General features: G+C 34.8%; 13 protein-coding genes. 10 read left to right on the plus strand and 3 right to left on the minus strand.

Translation table 11 applies throughout. The features are described 5' to 3' along the window. From FD46_RS10220 to FD46_RS05215, 3 genes are all read left to right on the plus strand, one after another. The coding region (locus FD46_RS10220; RefSeq protein ID WP_157047095.1) for an IS3 family transposase at nt 1–193 on the plus strand (193 nt) is incomplete at its 5' end. Between the two features lie 185 nt (nt 194–378). Beyond that, entirely contained in the window at nt 379–705 is a 327-nt protein-coding gene (locus tag FD46_RS05210; RefSeq protein ID WP_057896110.1) for a hypothetical protein, read from the plus strand. 91 nt (nt 706–796) lie between these two features. Continuing rightward, nucleotides 797–1,174 carry a hypothetical protein gene (locus FD46_RS05215; RefSeq protein WP_057896111.1) on the plus strand — a complete coding sequence of 126 codons (378 nt, stop codon included), beginning with the start codon at nt 797–799 and terminating at the stop codon, nt 1,172–1,174. Between the two features lie 358 nt (nt 1,175–1,532). Here the strand turns inward: FD46_RS05215 and FD46_RS05220 are convergent, their stop codons facing one another. Both FD46_RS05220 and FD46_RS05225 read right to left on the minus strand, forming a co-directional pair. After that, entirely contained in the window at nt 1,533–2,390 is an 858-nt protein-coding gene (locus tag FD46_RS05220) for a hypothetical protein (protein WP_057896112.1), read from the minus strand. Between the two features lie 791 nt (nt 2,391–3,181). Further along, a complete protein-coding gene (locus FD46_RS05225; protein ID WP_057896113.1) occupies nt 3,182–3,427 on the minus strand; it encodes a hypothetical protein in 246 nt (81 codons plus the stop codon). Nucleotides 3,428–3,738: 311 nt separating this feature from the next. Here FD46_RS05225 and FD46_RS05230 point away from each other — a divergent pair, with 311 nt between their 5' ends. The 5 genes from FD46_RS05230 to FD46_RS05255 all read left to right on the plus strand — a co-directional run bounded on the left by FD46_RS05230 (nt 3,739) and on the right by FD46_RS05255 (nt 8,785). After that, nucleotides 3,739–4,122: a hypothetical protein gene (locus FD46_RS05230; protein WP_057896114.1), complete on the plus strand. Its 384-nt coding sequence runs from the start codon at nt 3,739–3,741 to the stop codon at nt 4,120–4,122. Between the two features lie 1,957 nt (nt 4,123–6,079). Next, nucleotides 6,080–6,367, plus strand: a complete 288-nt coding sequence (locus tag FD46_RS05240; RefSeq protein ID WP_057896116.1) for a hypothetical protein — start codon at nt 6,080–6,082, stop codon at nt 6,365–6,367. A 203-nt stretch (nt 6,368–6,570) separates the two neighbouring features. Beyond that, nucleotides 6,571–7,743 (plus strand): MFS transporter, encoded by a 1,173-nt coding sequence (locus FD46_RS05245; protein WP_057896117.1) that lies wholly within the window; start codon nt 6,571–6,573, stop codon nt 7,741–7,743. Between the two features lie 281 nt (nt 7,744–8,024). Further along, entirely contained in the window at nt 8,025–8,291 is a 267-nt protein-coding gene (locus FD46_RS05250) for a SemiSWEET family transporter (protein ID WP_057896118.1), read from the plus strand. Between the two features lie 158 nt (nt 8,292–8,449). After that, nucleotides 8,450–8,785: a nucleoside triphosphate pyrophosphohydrolase family protein gene (locus FD46_RS05255; RefSeq protein ID WP_057896119.1), complete on the plus strand. Its 336-nt coding sequence runs from the start codon at nt 8,450–8,452 to the stop codon at nt 8,783–8,785. 94 nt (nt 8,786–8,879) lie between these two features. On the opposite strand, the gene FD46_RS05260 is transcribed toward FD46_RS05255, so the two are convergent. Next, nucleotides 8,880–9,107, minus strand: a complete 228-nt coding sequence (locus tag FD46_RS05260) for a hypothetical protein (protein ID WP_057896120.1) — start codon at nt 9,105–9,107, stop codon at nt 8,880–8,882. A gap of 1,050 nt (nt 9,108–10,157) precedes the next feature. Here FD46_RS05260 and gltB point away from each other — a divergent pair. Together gltB and FD46_RS05270 are read left to right on the plus strand one after the other, a co-directional pair. Next, nucleotides 10,158–14,633, plus strand: a complete 4,476-nt coding sequence (gene gltB, locus FD46_RS05265) for a glutamate synthase large subunit (RefSeq protein WP_057896121.1) — start codon at nt 10,158–10,160, stop codon at nt 14,631–14,633. A 15-nt stretch (nt 14,634–14,648) separates the two neighbouring features. Continuing rightward, a complete protein-coding gene (locus tag FD46_RS05270; RefSeq protein WP_057896122.1) occupies nt 14,649–16,073 on the plus strand; it encodes a glutamate synthase subunit beta in 1,425 nt (474 codons plus the stop codon). Nucleotides 16,074–16,167 lie beyond the last annotated feature (94 nt).

A 16,167-nucleotide genomic window follows, 5' to 3' on the forward strand; every position in this document is an offset into this window, starting at 1 on the left:
ACGACATCAAATCGTCCATTCGTATTCTAAGCAAGGGTATCCTTACGATAATAGCCAAATAGAAGCTTTTCACTCATTATTAAAACGAGAATTTGTCTTTCAAACGCACTTCTCAAGCTTTGAGGATTTAATTCTCAGGATTTCAAATTATATTAATTGGTTCAACACTGAAAGAATCAGAACAAGTGTCTAGAAAAACATGTACCAAATATTGACTTAGGAGCAGGTGTAAAGCCATTTTAAATGTGATATAATTAAAATTCTAAGAAATAGTTACTTATAGGGAAGTCTATCTATTAATTTAGATAGGCTCTTTTTTGTTGAAAATTTATCTAAAAATAAGGTAATATTAAAATATAACATTGGGGGAGTAAATTAATGAAAAAAAGTAAAATAATTATTATCATGTTGTTATCAATATTATTTTTAACCTCTTGTGGTGGTACACAAAAGGCTGATTATACAACAGCACAGGCTGAACAAGCTCTGAATAAGGGGAAAAGTATTGATGGTAAAACAGTAAAAATTAAGGTTACAAAGTTAGCTCCAAATAGTGCTTTTGGGTATAACATAGAAACTGGTAAGCATTTAAATTTTGTATCTACTGAGAATCCTAAAGTGAAAAAAGGGCAATCAGTAATTGTAAAAGTTAAAAAAGTTGAAAGTACTTTAGGGTCATATATAATAACTTATTCAAAAGAATAGTAAGAATAGCCACTTTCTGAAATGGAAGATGGCTCTTTTTTTGTTTACAATTTGAACACATGTTCGTATAATTTGAATAGGGTGAATTACATTGGATAAAAAAGATGATGAGTTTATGGATATCGTTAATAACTTCTTTAAGTATGACTATCACGACCGAGGTATGTTGAAATGGAAAGGCTTCTTTTTATCAGACCACACAGCAGCATTAAAAAGGGAATTTAATAAGCCTAAAATTGTTACTAAACCTAAGCAGTCACTAGAATTAATCTCTAAACGCCTCAAATTAAGTTGGCAGTACAAGATAAATGCTACCATTCAGTTGCAAAACGTATCAACAGATGAAGAACTTGAGCAACTTGAAGGAATAATCCAAGGATACAATGGTGGGATGATTATCTTAAAAGATGTGGAAGACAAGTTACATGAAATTGAAATAGATAATATCAGATATGTATATGTATGTTAGAAATAGATAAGTAGATTTAGTTTTATTTGTGTTTTAAGATAAGATTATAAGTTATATTAGAGATGAGCTCTTATGCCTGTAACTAAAGTGTGTCAACGTTGCCATAAAAGAAAACGAGTAACATCTTTTTATGCAAATTTAACGAAGCCAGATAAGCTAAATGGAATTTGTAAGAAATGTCAAAAAGAAGTAGATAGATTAAATAGGAAACAGTAATGCAATTAAGTTTGTGAAGTGTTATTTAATGTCTAAATTAATGTAGTAGTACCTATAAATTACACCATAACAAAAAACCTTTAGGTTGACTAAGCCTAAAGGAGAAATCATCGTAATTTTATTAAAGGAGGTATTATAGTTTTCAGATAATTTTACTTGTTCTATTAGCAAATTGTAAAAATTCTCTGGGATTCTTTAAGCCAATCATATAAGCTATTTGTTTACTTCGCATTTGAGGGTATTCAGACTTTACTAAAGCAGCCATTTTCTTTTGAGTAGTTTTTACACCATGTTTTTTTTCCCAAGACTTCTTTACAAACTTGAGAACTATAGAGTTAACGTAACTAACGGATGAAAGTGAATGATTTCTAACGGCTATTTTCTTGGGTACAAATACTATTCTATCACCATTTATTGAAAAGTATTTTTTATTAATCTTTTGCCATGAATGAGTGTTTTCATTCCATGATTTTCTATCTGGTATATCCAAGTGTATAGCATGTTGATGATTTTTCCCAAGAATTTTTTCTGTGTACTCTTCTAATTCCTCATAAATTATACTTGTAATAATATCTGAGTAACTGTCAGGACCAAAATCTTCTACAAAGAGACCAAACATGATAGGTAAAGTAAGTAGTGATATTTCTTTTTCCACTTTTGATTCTACATCATATATTTTAGAAATAGAGTTTTGAAGTGGGATAACTTTCGGACCATGTCCTTTAGATTTAACCTTAGAATTACCTAAATGCGTATCATTAATTTCATGAATATCATTTAGTATGTCCTTAATTTCTTTTGTCTTTCCTTGTTCTTTTAGATTTAATAAAGTTTCAAAAAAATCTTCAATCTTTTTTGAAGCTATATCGCCTCTGAAATACTTGTTTTTACAAAGTGCAATCTTTGTAGGGTCAAGGTAAAATTTAATATCTGTAGAACTATCAACATCAACACAATTTAAATCCTTGGGATTTACTTTAAAATAATCAGAAATTTTCATTAATTTATCTCCTTAATTTATTGTTGTTCATTATTCATTTCGAAAAAATGTTGCAATCACAGAATAAATCTTAATGTCTTCATGTATACTTTGTTGAAGTATCTCATAAATTACCCTCATTACCTAAGATGATTTAATTATAATATTTTTTAAATAATAGGTCAATGCAAAAAACACCATATACGGTGCTTGACTTCCATTTGCACACAATATGTTGTAAAAAGTCTTGAAAATTAATCCAAAATAAAGACACCTCGTTAAATAGGTGTCACTCCTTGTCGGTTAAGTATTTTTGAAATTTGTGAATGTTTTTGTGAATGTTTTTTGTTAATATTACTTAGTTTAATATTAGAAATGTTGTTATATCAGCCCTTATACTCTGAATCCGCAATGTACTGGTTCGAGTCCAGTATGCCCAATTATACGTTTTGTAAAGCTGGTAAATCTTCGTAAATCGTTGATTTACCAGCTTTTTTATTTTTTATTTTCGTAGCCGTAATTATTTGGAAAGTTGTTAACCTTCTGTTAGCTTCAAAATTAGAAATTAAAGTAATTGGGAAAACTTATCGGCAAAATTGAATCATTTTCGATTGAATTGGGGCTGGGTCAAAACTTATGTTTTGGCTTGGTTTTTTTGGACTCTTTTGCAATTCTATATCAACGTGTTTCAATAGTCAGTCTTTTCCGTTTAGCCACAAATTACCCATAGTCAAATTCGGTCTATGTTTGTAATTAGCAGTTAATGCTCAAAGCCTAACGACTATTGGCACACTCCCTGTATGTGTAGTAAGTTAATAGAAGTTATTTCTTTCATTAATAGTGTTCAAAGCTTCTTTATTTTTCTGGTACATTTTATAAAGTCTGAGCTGAATGAATCTGTTTTCAGAAATATATTTTCTGAGGTGCTCAATTACTTTAAACATTGCCAAATCATCGTTAAGGGTTTCTGAACTATGCAACTCTTTTTCCTGCGCGTTAAGCGCTTGCTCTATGCGTTTATCTAAACTATAAATAAAATGTTTTTGTGCTTTCTCCATTATTTTTCTCCTGCTTACTAAGCAATAGTCATTAAAAATTATTATTTAATATAACTAATAGTTATCCAGAAAACATTATAGTGTTTACATAAAATATATCAAGTGGGTATATTTTTTTATTGTATATCAGTGTATTTAGGCCTGAAGTTGTGAGTGAAAAGCTAGTCCTTTTTTCGTGCTATGCTTCTAAAGGATTTGAATATAAAAAGAGGAGTTAAAGTGATGAAATTCACATCAACTAGTCTATCGGTTTTGTCAGCATTAGCAGGTGGTTTGATAGCAATCGCTGGAAAATTTTTTTACAGAATACTATGAACTTAGCCGGTCTAAAAAGAAATGAAAAGGGACGGACTAAAAAAATTTTGATTAGTTATTCAAAATATTTGACTTTACTTAACAAAATTTTGAGGAAGGGAAACTATCTGTATGGTAAAAATAAATATATACGAGATATGAAAAATGGTTTTTACTATCGGCCAAAAACATTGGAAGACGAAGTTATTCATTTTATTTACTGTTATATAGACTATGACAATGGTAACAAGTTTTTAAGAACAATATCAGCCTATCATGTTGCTGCTAAAAACTGTCAAACATTTCGTATTATAAGTAATGAACCGACAGGAGATACAGAAACATTTGATAAATTGTATGATTTTATTGAAAGAAAAACTAAGCCTTATTCAAAAAAATAATTGACGATATAGACGATATAAAATAATGTTTATTGTAGAGATAATTTGTTTTTTCTTCAGCAGTAAGGTAGCAGGTTAATGTTAAAAAGATGGAAGCGAAAACTTATTTATAATAAAAGCTTTTGCTTTATATTCTTGCCCAATAACATGCCTTATGATAATCTTGCAACCATAGCTAGTGCTCCTTTATAACCTACTCCTATAATTGCTTACATGGGACATTAGCTACGGTTTACTTAGTAGTCAAGTTGCTTTATCTCATAAAAGTTTCTTGATTTCATAATAGGGGACTGGGTCAAAACTTATGTTTTGGCTCAGTTTTTTTGGACTCTTTTGCAATTTTATATCAACGTGTTTCAATAGTCAGTCTTTTCCGTTTAACCACAAATTTACTCATAGTCAAATTCGGACTATGTTCATAAGTAGCAGTTAATGCTCAAAGTCTAACGATTATTGGCACACTCCTTTTGTGCATTAAACATATTTAATTACAGATGATTTTAGAGTGCAGTTTAATTTTGTAGAGGCGCTGAATTAACGGTCCTTTTGTATCAGATAACGTTTTCGTGATGTTTTTAACTAAGGTATATGTGTTATTTAATCAAACATACAGTATGCACAATTTTAACGGTGTCCTTTATGTTCATATTTTTAAGCTGCTTGGAACATACAAAGCTCTATACGAACGCTGCATTGGAAAATTTTCTTCTGTCACTAAAAAGATATAATTTTTTAGATCAAAAAAAGGAAAAGATATAAGTGGAAAAAACAATAATATTTATAAACGTTCTTTTTATTTTTTTATAGCAGTTTATGTTTTGGAGTTGTTTTTAGCTTGTAGTCTATATTTTTATTTACCTGGAATCATACCATTACACATAAGTCTGAATTCTGTAGACCTTTGGTGAAAAATATAATATGCAATTTTTGTTTTGCCAATTTTTTAATGGGAATTAATTATATATGCAAACCTGATTTTGTAAACTAAAAGTATCTGTCAAACATACCCGGTGCAATATTAGTGAAGCTATTCTTATCTCTATTACAATCATTGCCTTTACTTTGATTAATAGAGTACTCTTGTATTTAATAATGCTTGCGCTTAAATGGACCGAATTATTTTGTACTTTAAGTACTGGCCTAAGTATTATAAACTTAGGGATATACCAATTAGCTGACCAATGCTTTTCCTTTTTTTGAAACCATGCTATAATCACTTCGATCCTCGGTAAGAGATGAGATTAATGAATAAATTTAATATCATTTATGAAAGTTCGTTTTACTGTTTTATTACAATCTATATTTTGGAATTGATTCTAAGTTGTGTTTTATACTTTTATTTACCTAATGTTATTCCAATGCATGTCGGAATCAATGCTGTAAATTCTTGGGGTAAGGGCAAGTACATAATTTTTATGATACCTTGTTTTCTTATCTTTTTCAGCTGTGCAGTGAAGTTTAAGTATATTGAAAACAAGTATTTTTGGGGACCATCTGCTGCTATCTTAATGAGGGTGTTTTTGTTTGGATTACAGCTGTTGTGTTTGTTTTTTTCAATAAAATATTTCTCTGTTTTATTGGATCTTACTTTCGGCAATTAAAAGTTGCGAGAAGTTAAAGCAGAACACATGAAATATCTCAGCATCTTTGAGAAAGAGGTACAGGTACAAGTTAGGAGAATGATTAAATAGCAGTATTTTGGTTTGAATTTTTTTACTTTATGTATTGTTAATAATAAGGCTCTATTCGTTAATTACTGCGGGCATCACGAAAAAAGGCTAAATAAATGAGAAAGAAAAAGACTTTTAAAATACTTTAGTGACAAGCATAGAATTAAAGCCAGAAATGCTAAAACTGTTTATGAGTTTGCGAAGCTCGATTCAAAGTATATCAAGGCTGTCAGGACCTTCACAGTTTTGATACTGTGTTCTATGGGTCTTGAGGGCGTGATAATAATGTGCAGGTTAATTTTCTTGAGTATGATGATATAATGTTGTTTGTGCCGATAGTGACATTTACTGTGGTCTGGTTCTTCAAAAACAAATTGCAAAGGAAGAAAAATATTCTTCAAAAAAAGTATTTAAATACTCATCCAGATAATGACCTGAGATTTGCTGTCGGTGAAGATAAAAAGAATATCATTGAAGTTCAAAGAAGATTACAAAAACTAGAGTTGTTTTGTGCAATATTACTTTTGACAGCAGTCTTGTTTCTTGCATTGATGTACATAAATTATTCAGAATAAAGTTTCCTGCAGCCGGTTTTATGTTTTATTAACCGTTAAATCAAGCCTAGAAGGCTAATTTAACGGTATTCTTATGGGCTTCTTTATTATTTTTAAGCTGATTTTTTCCTAAAAAACTGTTTTGAGTTTATGCTTTAAGTGTTTTGTTTATGCCATAGTAAACAAATATTTATTCTTATTATTCAAGGGGGATAGTACTAGAGATGAAAAGGTTTGGTGTGCAAAGTGCACTTTTGGTTGCACTCTCATTTGTTTTGGGAATGAGCGAATATATTATTATTGGTATTCTGAATGACTTAGCAGCTACCTTTGATGTTAGTATTACTAAGGTAGGCTTTCTAGTTACTTCATTTGCTTTTATTTATGCACTTGCTACTCCAATTGTAACGGTGATGGTTGGAAAGCATCGCTTGTACAATGCTCTAACCTTATTATTTATTGTTTTTACAATTGGTAATATATTAACTGCTCTTGCCCCAAATTATACGATTTTAAATATTTCAAGAATCATTACCGCAGTTGTTTCAGGACCTGCTGTTTCAATCTCAATCACATTTGCTGCTTTCATTGCTCCACCGCGAAAAAGAGCTTGGCTGGTTTCATGGGTCTTTTCCGGCTTTAGCGTTGCATCCGTATTTGGGGTTCCTCTAGGTACATGGATGAGTGATCACTGGGGATGGCGGGTTGTCTTTTGGATAATAGCTGGGATTACAATTATTTTGATGATTTTGGTATCTCGTTCCTTGCCTAAGGAATTGACACAGGGGCCTGCAACACGAATTATTGAACAATTAGCAATTTTTAAGGATAAGCGGATTATGCTTGGCATTTTATTGCCCACTCTTAATTTGGCAGGAGTTTATGTTGTCTACACTTATTTAAGACCGCTTGCTGTTTCTGGTCTTCATTTCAGTGATAATTTTGTTACTGTTGTCTTGTTTGCATACGGTTTTGCGGCTCTTTTGAGTAACCAGATCAGTGGTCGGATTGCCAATCAAGAAGGTCTTAAAACAATGGAAAAGGTCTATCTTTTTCAGGGGTTGAGTTTGCTTTTGCTGCCTCTTTTTTTTGATTTTAAATGGATAGCATTGCTCGACTTATTTGTTTTAGGATTTACAATGTACTTGCTAAACTCGCCTATTCAAATTTTTTATATGGGTGTTGCTGAATCTTCGTATCCTCAATCAATGGTCCTTTCTTCTTCATTTAATTCAATTTTTTCAAATCTTGGAATTGCGATTGGCTCTGCGACAGGCGGAGGTTTGGTGAGCTCTTTTGGTCTTAAGTCATTAGGAATTGGTGGTGCTGTATATACGGCTATTGCTCTAGTTGTTTTGCTAGTGCTTAACCATCATTTAAGACAAAATGAATATTAAATAATAGAGCGGCTTATTATTTTTTTGTGTATAGTTTGAAAACGTAAAAAGTGCTTTATATAGGTAAAAAGTATTTGTGAAATAATGACATAATGATACATAACAAGGGAATTTTAAAACGAAAAATAGTGTTTTTTTATGATCTAGTTGATGCATGATATTTCTTGGTAGAAGTGTGGTTATGCGACACTGAAAGGGCAGCTGTTACTTGCAATCATTCTTGTGAATGTTATACAATTGCATTTATATTGAAGCTGGTATTGATTTAAGGAGGCTCTTTCTTGAAGGAAGAAGATAAATTTATCCAAGTTTTAGGCAGGGTTGCGACAGTGTTATCTGTATTAATGTATGTTTCATATATTCCACAGATCATGAGTAATTTACAAGGAGATTATGGAAATCCAATTCAGCCGCTAGTTGCAGCGATAAATTGTTTGTTTTGGTGTATCTATGCATATTTTAAAAAGAATCGTGATTGGCCTGTTTTTTTGGCCAATTTACCAGGAATTTTTTTTGGTATCTTTGCATTTGCAACTGCGCTTCATTAAAATAGCTACTATGGTTTAACCAAATTGAAACTGAAAATTATTCAAGCCAACTTATTTGTTGGCTTTTTTGTAATATTAATTGCATTTTTAAAATAAAAAATGCCATATTATAAAAAAATCATTTCTGAGATGGATAAATATAAAAAAAGGAGCCGGCAATGAATTTTAGCGAGTATCAAAAAATATCAGCAAGAACTGTTACACCAAGTTTGAAAAATGAAATATTATGCTATGGATTAGGTATTTCAGGTGAGGCGGGTGAAGTTACAGATCTGATCAAGAAAGTATATTTCCATGGGCATAAGCTAGATAAGCAGGATATGGCAAAAGAGTTAGGGGATGTAATGTGGTATATCTCTCAAATTGCGAGCTTTGAAAACCTTGATTTAGCTGAGATTGCGCAGCTTAATATTAATAAATTAAAGAAGCGCTACCCGCATGGGTTTTCCACTGAAGATAGCATTAAGCGTGTAGACACTAAAGAAACTCAGTGATAAAAAATATTATATTCAAACCAGAAGCAGAATTAGAATTATTATGTATAGAAGGAGTGAGGCAAAGTTGCAGCCACACTCCTTTATTATTTTTTTAGAATCCAATTTTAAGGCTGCCATCTGGAACCTTAATTTCTAAAACGTCGTCAATGTTTTTAAAATCGAGCTTTTTACCTTTAAGACTGTCAATGTTACTATCTGATATATCCGCTTTGATCGCATCTTTACCAACTTCTTGGTAAACAATTGCTTGAACAAAATATTTTTTGTCTTCAGATTTAAAAGTGGTATTTTTATTTACTGTCAGCTTTAACTTAATCAAGCTACACACCTCCTATTTAATATATCTCATACTACTTGTGAGTATAACGTCTAGACAAAGAAAAGTATAATAATTGAAATTCAGCAGTAAATCAGGAAGCAATGTCCAGTTAGTTTTTTATTAGAGGTGATATTGCTTACGATTTACAAAACTATACTAAATCCATTTTAAAGATTTCTGGTTTATGCGAGGTGTTGTTCTTTAATTTTTTGAATTTTTTAGAAACTATTTATTTTCAGTTGAACTACTGTTTTTTGAGTCGAGTTTTTTGATGAGCTGATCATTTTGCGATATTAAGATCCAATTTTGTTCAACAATCGCTCTTAAATAATTAGCAATAGCTTTTTCTGAAACAAGATCACTAGAGACGATTTTTTTACTGTTTCTGAGCAGCTGTTCTTCTTCAAGTTCGCTTAAAATAGCTTTGACCTGCCAAAGAGAATCCGGATTTAAATCTGAGAGCCCCTGTCTTGCAAAATCCCATTCATATTTTTATTACTATTGAATAATGACATCTTTTCACTGCCTTTCTTTTAAAATTTTACGTATTTTCTTAAAAGATAATTTAGAGCCTTAAATGCTGCAAACTACATTTTTTTCAATGATGAGTTTTAAACTTGCTTTCATTTTTAAACATCATTAACTGTTTTATAAGGTGATTACAGGGTTTATGTTTGAGCTGTTATGTTAAGCGTACAGTATTTTGTAGTTGCTTGCAAAACTACAGCAACGCGAAGCTTTTGCAAGAATTAATAGGATAAATGGGCTTAGAAAATAAAAATAATTCAGAGAAATGCTCAATAAAAATCATAACTATAGCATTAGCCTAGTTAAATAAGAAAAATTTTAAAAAAGTAATTAATATTATATAACAAAAATTTTATGGCCAAATACTTTTGTTTGCAAAGAATTGCTTGTAACAGCTTGTTATTTTCTAAATTGATATTTAAAATTAAAACACCATTAGATTTATTTTAATAAACGCTTTTTTTAAAATGCTCAGTTTTTAACTAGCAAAAGGGTACAATTGTAGATTAAGGTGGGAAGTCAATGAAATTTAATAATAAAAGTATGTATAGTCCGGCTTTTGAACATGACGCTTGTGGAATGGGATTTATCACTCAGATTGACGGCACTGCAAGTCATGAGTTAGTCGAACGAGCCTTGACTATGTTGCAGCGCATGAATCATCGTGGAGGAACAGGTGCTGAACCTGATACTGGTGATGGTGCTGGAATTTTATTATCCATGCCGGATTCATTTTTCAGGAAATATGCAGCTCAAAAAGGGTTTGAATTACCAGCGGCTGGGGAATATGCAGTTGGAATGCTGTTTTTACCTCAAAAAGAAAATGAGAAGCAAGCAATGTTACATTCCGTGATGGACGAAATTACTGAAACTGGTTTTAGAGTTTTAGCAGTACGTGATGTACCTTATGTATATGAGAGTTGCGGACCGACAGCACAAAAAGCGATGCCTGGTTTTGCACAAGTGATTATTCGTAAGCCGGTTGGTATTTCAGTCGGACGTGCATTTGAAGATGAATTGTATCGTCTAAGGCGCCACTTAGAAAAAACTTTCTCGGTCGAAGAATTCGCAATTGTTAGTTTTTCCAGTCGGACACTTTGTTATAAGGGAATGCTGCATGCTTACCAAGTGGGGGAATTTTATCCGGATCTGCACGATGAAACAATGAGAGCGGCTATTGCTTTGATCCACTCACGTTTTTCAACTAATACTTTTCCTAGTTGGGAACGAGCACAACCATTTCGTTTTGTAGCTCATAACGGAGAAATTAATACTTTAAAACGGGCTGAAAATTGGATGGTCAGCCATAATATTGAAATTTATAACGAAGAAGATTCTGATTCCGCTAAATTAGAGAATTGTATGGAATATCTCTATCGTAATGGACGTGATATTCCACAGATCTTATTAATGATGGTACCAGAAGCATGGGGAAAAGGAACACAGCTGACTGCAAGGCAAAGAGCTTTTGATGAATATAATGCTAGTTTTATAGCACCTTGGGATGGACCAGCGGCGCTTTGTTTTACTGATGGAATTCAGGTTGGTGCTGCGTTGGATCGAAACGGGTTGCGGCCATCACGTTACCAGTTGGTTAAGGGGAACTTCTTAGTGGTTGCTTCTGAAACCGGAGTTTACGACGTTGCACCTGGGGATATTCTTGAAAAGGGGATCCTCGGACCTGCAGATATGATTTTAGTAGATACTAACATGGGCAAATTTTATCATACTGCTGAAATTAAAGAGCACTATGCAAAAAAGCATCCTTATGCCACTTGGTTAAAGAGCGAACAATGTTTATTAAATGATTTACCAGCAGCAGATGTTGATGAAAACTTGTCAGCCAACGCTTTAAAAATACTCTGGCGGCGACATGGTTACACTCAAGATGTTATTCAAGACGCACTGATTCCGATGGCGCAAAATGGTGAAGAACCTGTAATTTCGATGGGCTATGATTCACCCTTATCTGTTTTAAGCAAAAAACCGCAGTCTTTATTTACTTATTTTAAGCAACAGTTTGCTCAAGTTACAAATCCTCCAATTGATGCAATTCGTGAACAGTTGGTTATCGGGACTGAGATGTTTTTAGGCGCTGACGGTGATATTACTAGTGATGTTGCTCAAAATGCAAAAAAAATCAAGCTGGACTCGCCGCTTCTGAGTTCTGCGGCATATGAAAAATTACGTCACTTAAACGGTAAAGGTAAGTATGGGTTTAAGGCCGCTGAAGTTTCACTGTGTTACGAAAACGTTCCACGAACGAACCGGTTGGAGCAAGCCCTAGATGACATGTTCAAGGAAGCTGAAAGTCAAATTGATAATGGAGCAAACCTACTGCTTTTAACGGATCGTGGAGCGACACGGGATAAATTAATCATTCCAGTATTATTGGCAGTTTCAGGTCTTAATAATTATTTGGTGCGTAAAGGTAAACGTGAATTAGCTTCAGTGATCGTTGATACTGGTGAAGCCTGTGAGATCCATCATTTTGCTACTTTGCTGGGCTATGGAGCTTCTGCAATCCACCCTTATGGAGCTTACGCAACTTTAGAAGCTTATGGATTAGGTAATAAACTGACGAACTATCGGCATGCGGCAGAAAAGGGCATTGTCAAGGTGATGAGTCGGATGGGAATTTCAACTATCGTGGGGTACCAAGGTGCGCAGTTATTTGAAGCAGTTGGACTTTCTCAAAAAGTAGTCGATGAATATTTTACTGGAACAGAGAGTCGGATTGGTGGTCTTACGCTTGATCAGATTGAAGCAGAATATTTAGAACGCTATCAACGTGCTTTCGGGATAAAAGCTGTAGAGCCTCTTTCTTCTGGTGGCAGTTTTAAATTTCGTCGTGATGGCGAGCACCATCTTTATAACCCATTGACAATGTATAAATTCCAACAGGCTGCTCGCAGCGGGGATTATGCACTTTATCAAGACTATGTGAAAGAAATGCGACAAGAGGAGTTGAATACACCCACAACACTTCGTTCACTTTGGGAGATCAAACAAAAAAGAACGGCAGTTCCTTTGAGCGAAGTTGAACCTGTCAGCCAAATTGTTAAACGTTTTAAATCTGGAGCGATGAGTTTTGGATCTTTATCTCAAGAAGCACATGAATGCATTGCTCAGGCAATGAATGAACTTGGTGCAAAAAGTAATAGTGGTGAAGGTGGCGAAAACCGCCACCGTTTCAGGCCTCAAAAAGATGGACGTAATTTAAATAGCAAAATCAAACAGGTCGCTTCAGCACGTTTTGGTGTCAATGCTGAGTATTTAATGAGCGCCGAAGAAATTCAGATTAAGATGGCACAAGGTGCTAAACCAGGTGAGGGTGGACAACTGCCAGGAAATAAGAATTTCCCGTGGGTTGCCGAGATTCGTGGCTCTGTTCCTGGTGTTAGATTAATTTCACCACCGCCTCACCATGATATTTATTCAATTGAGGATTTAAAGCAGTTAATTCATGATTTAAAAGAAGTCAATCCATTTGCAAAAATTACAGTTAAACTGGTTTCAAGTACAGGAGTCGGTACGATTGCTGTTGGAGTGGTCAAATCCGGAGCAGATAAAGTTGTGATTAGTGGTTATGATGGTGGGACTGGAGCAGCACCACGTAATTCGGTCAGAGATGCTGGGCTACCATGGGAAATGGGGTTGGCTGAAGCTCATCAGACGCTGGCACTCAATAATTTACGTCAACGAACAACACTTGAAACAGATGGAAAATTGATGACCGGACGTGATATTGCAATTGCAATTATGTTAGGGGCTGAGGAATTTAGCTTTGCTTCGTTAGTATTGGTTTCGATTGGTTGTATCATGATGAGAGTATGTAGTAAAAATACATGTCCAACGGGTATCGCTACTCAAAATCCGGGTTTACGCAAATTATTTATTGGTAAACCAGAGCACGTTAAAAATTGCATGAAATTTCTCGCTGAAGACTTACGTGAAGAAATGGCTACTTTAGGGTACCGCACAATTGATGAATTGGTGGGTCACACTGAAAACCTGCAACCAAGGTTTATTGCTAAGGGAAAAGCTAAATCGCTTGATTTTTCACGAATTTTGGGAACTTCAATTGGAATCAAACGTAAGGCCGTTAATCCTTTTGCACCGAAAGATCAGTGGCCAGAATTGAATGCATTTGCACAAACAGCTATTGCAGGACGCAAACAAGTTACAATTAAACAGCCGATTAACAATCGAATGCGGACTGTAGGAGCACGAATTGGTGGCTGGATTGCCCAACGTTTCGGCAATGACGGGCTTCCTGCTGGACGTTTGAAATTTGAATATACAGGTGTTGCCGGTCAAAGCTTTGGCGCGTTTATTACTCAGGGACTAGAACTTGAGTTGATCGGTGAGGCAAATGATTATGTTGGCAAGGGCTTGAGCGGTGGTCGATTAATAGTCCGGGCTCCCAAACGTGCGCAGCAGCTATTCAGTAATGCACCAATTGTAGGAAATGTGGCATGTTTTGGTGCTACTGCAGGTGAGGCCTTCTTCAACGGCCGCGCAGGCGAACGTTTCTGTGTTCGTAATTCTGGTGCACATGTTGTTGTTGAAGGAATCGGAGATCATGGCTGTGAATATATGACTGATGGGGTCGCAGTCGTTTTAGGTTCGACAGGCCGCAACTTTGGTGCCGGAATGTCTGGTGGTTTAGCGTATGTATATGATCCAGAAGATACTTTCGCACAACAATGTAATTTTGAAATGATCGAGCTTTTTAAATTGAACGAAAAAGGCAACGATCAGCTTCTCCTTGAGTTGCTTAAAAAGCACTATCACTATACTGGTTCACTGAAGGCAAAATACTTGCTGGATAATTGGCAAAAAGAACAACATCATTTCGTTAAAGTCTATCCAAAAGAATATCGACAAATTAATGAGATCATGGATAGGTATGCGGTCAAGGGAGTTAGTGATGAGCAACTTAAACAAAAAGCATTTGATGCTGTTGTTGGTGTGCAGCCAACAATTATGAAATAAGAGGGGGAAGCGAAAATGGCAGATCCATTTGGTTTTATGAAATATCCACGGGTCAATAACCCATATCGCAGTGTGGCAGAACGCATCAAAGATTTTAAGGAAATGCAAGGGCCATTAAGCGATGAAGAACGCCGAAAACAAGCAGCGCGCTGCATGAACTGTGGGGTTCCGCATTGCCATGCAGGTTTCTTTTACGCAGGTGGTCGTGCGGTCAGCGGTTGTCCTGATGATAACCTGATTCCTGAATGGAATGATCTAGTTTATCGCAAAGAAGATAAACAAGCTTTTGAAAGATTAACCAAGACTAATCCATTACCGGAATTTACAGGTCGGGTTTGCCCTGCTCCTTGTGAGGTTGCTTGTAATGAAGCACTTCATGGGCAAGGAATTACTATTAAAGATAATGAACGTTTTATTATTGAACAAGCTTTTAAATATAATTGGGTAACAAATAGTGGGTTACCACAACGACGTAATGGAATAAAAATTGCAGTTGTAGGTAGCGGACCAGCAGGTTTATCAGCTGCATGGCAGTTGAATAAATTTGGTTTTGAAGTAACAGTCTATGAACGTGATGATCATCCTGGCGGGTTGACAATGTACGGGATTCCTAACATGAAATTGCCTAAAGAAATTGTCGCTCGTCGTATTGCCGTCATGAAAGAAGTTGGAATTAAATTTGTAGTCAATACAAACGTTGGGGTGGATGTTACTGCTCAAGAGCTTCAGTCTAAATATGAACGAATTATTTTGACGATTGGTGCACGAGCAGCACGTGATTTGCAAGTACCTGGCCGCAAACTTAAGGGAATAATGCAAGCTGTCGACTATCTTACATTGGCAACTAAACAAGTGCTCAAAGATGGGACAGGAGCAAACCAACGCTTGAAAGGCAAGAAAGTAGTAGTAATTGGTGGTGGTGATACAGGAAATGATTGTATTGCTACAGCAGTTCGTCAAGGAGCTAGTGGCATTCAGCAGCTGGAAATTACGCGTCGCCCACCATTAAAGCGGTTGGCAAGCAACCCATGGCCACAATGGCCAATGGTTGCTAAAACAGGATATGGTCAACAAGAAGCACAAGAAATTTTTGGTAGTGAATTGACAACTTATGAAGCTACAGCAGTCGGCTTTAAAGGAAAACAAGGAATGCTTACTAGCATGACAACCAGTAAAGTTCAATTATTTAAGCCGGTTACAGGTACAGAAAAAGATCAGCCAGTTGATTTAGTTTTACTAGCAATGGGTTTTACTGGCGCGCAGCAATCAGTTCTTTCTGCTTTTGGAATAACTGAAATTAATGACGATTATACAACTAATGAAGATCAAATTTTAGTTGCTGGCGACGCCCGTCGTGGGCCAAGTTTAGTTATCTGGGGAATTCACGAAGGGCGTATGGTAGCTGATAAAATAGTTCAATCGTACGAAGTACGTTTATAGCAAGAATGTTTTAAGTTAGCAAAATATGATTATAATAAAAAAAGAAATGTGCCTATAGTCATTAGGTTTCAAACATTCACTGTGAAAAGTTAAC

This window comes from Liquorilactobacillus oeni DSM 19972, from assembly GCF_001436275.1.
In the GTDB taxonomy this organism is placed as follows: Bacteria; Bacillota; Bacilli; order Lactobacillales; family Lactobacillaceae; genus Liquorilactobacillus; species Liquorilactobacillus oeni.

Coding starts and splice junctions, on each gene's coding strand:
- FD46_RS05210 (WP_057896110.1), top strand. CDS start 379: ATGAAAAAAAGTAAAATAATTATTATCATGTTGTTATCAATATTATTT.
- FD46_RS05220 (WP_057896112.1), bottom strand. CDS start 2,390: ATGAAAATTTCTGATTATTTTAAAGTAAATCCCAAGGATTTAAATTGT.
- FD46_RS05225 (WP_057896113.1), bottom strand. CDS start 3,427: ATGGAGAAAGCACAAAAACATTTTATTTATAGTTTAGATAAACGCATA.
- FD46_RS05230 (WP_057896114.1), top strand. CDS start 3,739: ATGAACTTAGCCGGTCTAAAAAGAAATGAAAAGGGACGGACTAAAAAA.
- FD46_RS05245 (WP_057896117.1), top strand. CDS start 6,571: ATGAAAAGGTTTGGTGTGCAAAGTGCACTTTTGGTTGCACTCTCATTT.
- FD46_RS05255 (WP_057896119.1), top strand. CDS start 8,450: ATGAATTTTAGCGAGTATCAAAAAATATCAGCAAGAACTGTTACACCA.
- gltB (WP_057896121.1), top strand. CDS start 10,158: ATGAAATTTAATAATAAAAGTATGTATAGTCCGGCTTTTGAACATGAC.
- FD46_RS05270 (WP_057896122.1), top strand. CDS start 14,649: ATGGCAGATCCATTTGGTTTTATGAAATATCCACGGGTCAATAACCCA.